The 4,721-nt window shown below is 60.4% G+C and carries 3 protein-coding genes and 1 pseudogene; all 4 read right to left on the reverse strand.

The genetic code is table 11. The features are described from left to right. A pseudogene (locus EN879_RS24735) lies at positions 1–237 on the reverse strand (microcin ABC transporter permease); the annotation flags it as partial. 30 nt (positions 238–267) lie between these two features. Continuing rightward, complete coding sequence (locus EN879_RS24740; protein WP_127274307.1) at positions 268–2,136, reverse strand: extracellular solute-binding protein; 1,869 nt, start codon at positions 2,134–2,136, stop codon at positions 268–270. After that, the gene (locus EN879_RS24745; protein ID WP_063169976.1) at positions 2,136–4,010 is read right to left on the reverse strand and encodes an extracellular solute-binding protein; all 1,875 of its coding nucleotides are present in this window, start codon (positions 4,008–4,010) and stop codon (positions 2,136–2,138) included. The genes EN879_RS24740 and EN879_RS24745 overlap by 1 nt, the downstream gene beginning before the upstream one ends. A gap of 157 nt (positions 4,011–4,167) precedes the next feature. Next, the coding region (locus EN879_RS24750; RefSeq protein WP_164774558.1) for a cytochrome c family protein at positions 4,168–4,721 on the reverse strand (554 nt) is incomplete at its 5' end.

The following is a 4,721-nucleotide window of genomic DNA, read 5'->3' on the forward strand; positions in this document are numbered from 1 at the left end:
CCCCTGCGCACCGCGATATTTCGAGCTGACGTCACCGGCGGCATCGAAATTGCCGCCGGCACCCGCGTCGCCGCCACCACCGCCGAGGCGGTCGCTGCCGCCCTGATTGGTCAGCCGGGCGATGACCTGTTCGACCGGACCGCCGGGGGCGAACTGGATGACGGCGAAGGATATCGCCATGATGCCGAACAGCGTCGGGATCATCAAAAGGATGCGGCGCAGGATATAGGCGCCCATCAGGCCTTCTGCCCTCGTTGAGCGAACATCTCAGCCTTTGCCAATTCTTGCCGCCTTGCCCTTATCGAACCACCACAGCGTCTCGACCGGAAAGCCGAAATCAGGCTTCTGTTCGACAAAGCCGAACATGTCCCAATAGGCGACGCGGTGATTCGCCAGATAGTATGTTGGAATCCAGTCCAGCCGCGCGCGCAAGACCCGGTCGAGCGCTCTGAGCGCCGTGACGAGTTCTATACGGTCTTTCGCCTTGGCTGCTGCCGCGATCAGGGCGTCGATGGCCTTGCTTTCGGTGCCGGGATAGTTGCGCTGCCCCGGGATTTTCGCCATGCGGGAATCATAGAGCATCTGCAGGCTGTCGTCAGTCGGCGTCGCCCCGATCGACCAATGCAGCAAGGCAAGATCGAAGTCGTAATTGCTGTGCCGCTGCTCATACTGCGCCGAATCGATTTGCCGGATCGATGCGTCGATCCCGATCGCCTTCATATTCTCCGACCACGGGGTGTAGATACGAACGATGCCATCGTCCTCCGCCAGCATTTCGACCCGCAGCCGCTCACCCTTGTCATTGACGACGAAACTGCCGTCGCGCTTCCAGCCGGCTTGCGCAAGCAATCTCGAAGCCTCGCCCAGCAGCTTGCGGTCATGGCCCGAACCGTCGGACAGGGGCTGTGTTACCGCTTCACCGAAAACCTCTGGCGGCAACTCGGCCCGGAATGGCTCCAGCAGGGCCAATTCGTCAGGCGAGGGCAGGCCTTCGGCCTTGTAATCCGATCGTTCGAAGTTCGATTGAGAGCGCTCGTAGGAGCCGTAAAACAAGGCCCGCTTCATCCATTCGAAATCGAAGCATCTGGCGATCGCCCGCCGCACCCGCTCATCGCGGAATTGCGGACGACGCTGGTTCAGCGCGACGCTCTGCATGTCTGGCGTCTTCTCGCCGGGAAATTCCCGTTTGAGGACCTTGCCGTCCTTCAGCGCCGGAAAGTCGTATCCGGTCGCCCATACCCGTGAGGTGAATTCCTCGCGAAAATGCGTGTCGCCTTTCTTGAAGGCCTCGAATGCCGCCTGCCGGTCAAGATAGAAGTCGATGCGGATGCGGTCGAAATTGTAGAGGCCGCGGTTCACCGGGAGATCGCGGCCCCAATAGTCGGCGACGCGGTCATATTCGACCGTCTGTCCGGCCGCCACGCGTAGAATCTTGTAGGGACCAGAGCCAAGCGGCGGCGTCATGGTCGAAGCATCGAAATCATTGGCCGTATAAAATGCCTTGGAGACGATCGGCATCCCCACGATCGCAAGGACGTTTTGCGCCGACTGCTTGCCGTTGAGGGTGAGATCGACGGTGGTGGGATCGACCGCAACCACGTCGGTCATGTACCGCAACGCCTGGGAAAGGTTCGGATGGCCCTTGTCCTTATAGAGCTTCAGCGCAAAGACAACGTCTTGCGCGGTCAGCGGCGAGCCGTCGTGGAAACGCGCTTGCGGTCGCAGCACGAAGCGGAAACCGTTGCGGTCTGGCGACAGGGTAACGGTTTCGGCAAGCAGGCCATAGACTGCATCCGGCTCATCGAGCGCGCTTGTCATCAGCGAATCGAAACAGAGTTCGGCGCGCGGCGGCGCCTCCCCCTTCAACACCAGGAAATTCAACGTGTTGAAGGTCAGGAAGCTCTGATTGAGGGTTGCGTTCGGCGGCGCGAAATTCATCTGGCCGCCCTTGGGCGCGTCCGGATTGACGTAGTCGAAATGCGCGAAATCGGGCTTGTATTTGAGGTCGCCGAAGGCCGACAGGCCATGCAGCTTGATGCCAGTCGCAATGTCGGCGAAGGCCCGGCCGGGCAACAGGGCAGCGGCTGCCGCGGCACTGCCCAGGGCGAGAAAGTCGCGGCGGGGCAGGGCCGCCATCAATTGCCGCCCTTGTATTTGGCCGCCAGCGCCTTCTCCTTGTCCGGGTCGATCCACCAGGAATCGATGTCGGGACCCAAGTAAGTCGGCTGTTTTTCCGGGATGCCGAATTTGTTCCAGTAGGCCAGCCAGGTTACTGATCGGGTGAATTGCGGGACGCAATAGAAATTCCACAACAGAACCCGGTCGAGCGCATGAGTGGCGGCGAGCAGGTCGTCGCGATCCGTCGCGAAGATAACGCGTTCAACCAGTGCGTCGACCACTGGGTCCTTGATCCCCGCGTAATTTCGTGAGCCCGGTGTATCGGCTGCCTTCGAACTCCAGTACTCGCGTTGTTCATTGCCCGGCGAGTCCGACTGCGGCAGCCGAGAGGTTATGACGTCGTAGTCGAAATTGTTGACGCGAGCGATGTACTGGCTGGTATCGACTATCCTGAACGAAGCCGAGATGCCGATCTTTCCCAGCATATTTACAAATGGATTGACCGTTTGTTCGGCGCCCTGGTCGAAGCCCAGAATCTCGACGGTAAAAGGCTCCCCGCTTTTCTCATTGGTCATACGGCCATTCTGGATTTTCCAACCCGCCGCCGCAAACAGATCGATCGCTTCGCGCAGGTACGACCGCTCGGCCTTCGGGCTATCGAAGACCGGAAGCTTGAACTCCTGGGTAAACAGTTCTGGCGGGAGCTTGCCCTTGTATTGATTGAGGATCTCCAATTCTTTGCCCCGCGGCAGTCCGCTCGAAGCAAGTTCGCTGCCCATGAAATAGCTGTTGGAGCGGGTGTTGAGGCCGAAGGATTGGGTGCGGTTCAAGGTTTCGAAGTCGAAGGCGTAACCGAGCGCCTCGCGCACGCGCCGATCCTGGAACTTTGTCCGTCGCGTGTTCAGCATGAAACCTTGCATCGAGGCGAGTGATGTCGCCTTGAACTCCCGCTTGATGACATCGCCGGCTTTGAGAGCCGGAAAATTGTAGCGCGTCATCCATAATCGCGCACTGTTTTCAGCCTGGATGTCCTCATATCCGCCTTTGGTGAAGGCTTGCCACGCGGCGTTGTCATCGAGAATGTAGGTGTAGCGTCTGGTGTCGTAGTTGTTGCGCCCGACATTGATGGCCAGATCGGCGGCCCAGAAGTCCGGAACGCGTCGCCAGACGACTTCCGAACCAGGTTTGAAGCTCTCGATCTTGTAGGGTCCAGAGCCGAGCGGGATTTCAAGGCTTGGCTGGGTGATGTCGCGCTTCTTGCCGTTGGCATCGGTGCCTTCCCACCAGTGCTTCGGCAGCACCACCACATCCGCCATGATCAGCGGTAACTCGCGATTACCCTTCTGATCAAAACGGAACTCGACTTCCCGATCTGAAACGGCGACCGCCTCGGTGACGTTGGCGAAATAGCGGTTGAACTGCGGACTTTCCTTTTTGAGAAAGTTAAATGACCAAATCACGTCATCCACGGTGATCGGTTGGCCATCATGCCATCTGGCACGCGGGTCGAGCCGATAAGTTGCGGATGAAAAATCGGCTGGGTACTTGTAGGCGTCTGCTATCTCGGGATGGTTGACGCTGCCCTCGTCAAGGGATTTCGCCATCAGCGACTGGTAGAGGAGCCCACCCTGATAGTTCAATCCTGCGGCAGGGGTGCCGCGTGCGATGAAAGGATTGAAGCTGTCGAAGGTGCCGAGTTCCACCGAGTTCAGCGTGCCGCCCTTGGGCGCGTTCGGATTGACGTAATCGTAGTGCTGGAAATTGGCGCCGTATTTGGACTCGCCGATCAGCGATGAGGTGGTGCGCCATTCGTCGGCGCGGGCAGCCTGCAATCCCGCCGCCAGAAGGGCTGCCGCCAGCAACGACTTGAGAAGCGTTCGGCCAACCGTCATGCACTATCCTCTTCGCGATGCCCGTTCATGGGCAATCTAGATGATTTGGCGCTCGTGAAAACCGTCATGCGCGGCTTTGTCGCCGCCTATGCGGTTTTCCCAATAAAAAAGCCGGGCTGAACCCGGCTTTTTCAAGGTCGTCGAGATGATATCGAAATTATTGGGCAGGCGCCGGTGCCGGTGCGGCCGGAGCCGGGGCGGCGGGAGCGGCCGGCGCGGCACCCTCAGCCGGCTTTGCCGGAGCGGCTGCATCGGCAGGCTTGGCGCCTGCATCGGCGGCGGCACCGGGTGCCGGCAGCGGCTTGGGATTGTCGGACAGCGTGCGCAGATAGGCGATGACGTTGGCGCGGTCCTCGTCCTTGGGCAGGCCGGCGAAGCCCATGGCGGTGCCCTTCACGAATTTCTTCGGCGAGGTGATGAAGTGGTTGATGTTGTCGTAGGTCCACTTCTCGGTGCCGCCCTTGGAGAATTCCTTCATGCCGGCCGAATAGGCAAAGCCTTCATGCTCGGCGACCGGACGGTCGACGAGGTCCCACAGGTCCGGGCCGACCTTGTTGGGGCCGCCCTTTTCGCCGGAATGGCAGGCCTGGCACTTCTTGAAGACGGCAGCACCCTGCTCGACATTGGCGGTCGCCAGCAGATCGGCGATCGGCTTGGCCGCGGCGGCGGGCGCGGCCGGACCGCCTTCGGCGGGCTCGGCGGCCTCGATGG

This window comes from Mesorhizobium sp. M7A.F.Ca.AU.002.02.1.1 (assembly GCF_003998535.1).
GTDB lineage: Bacteria > Pseudomonadota > Alphaproteobacteria > Rhizobiales > Rhizobiaceae > Mesorhizobium > Mesorhizobium ciceri.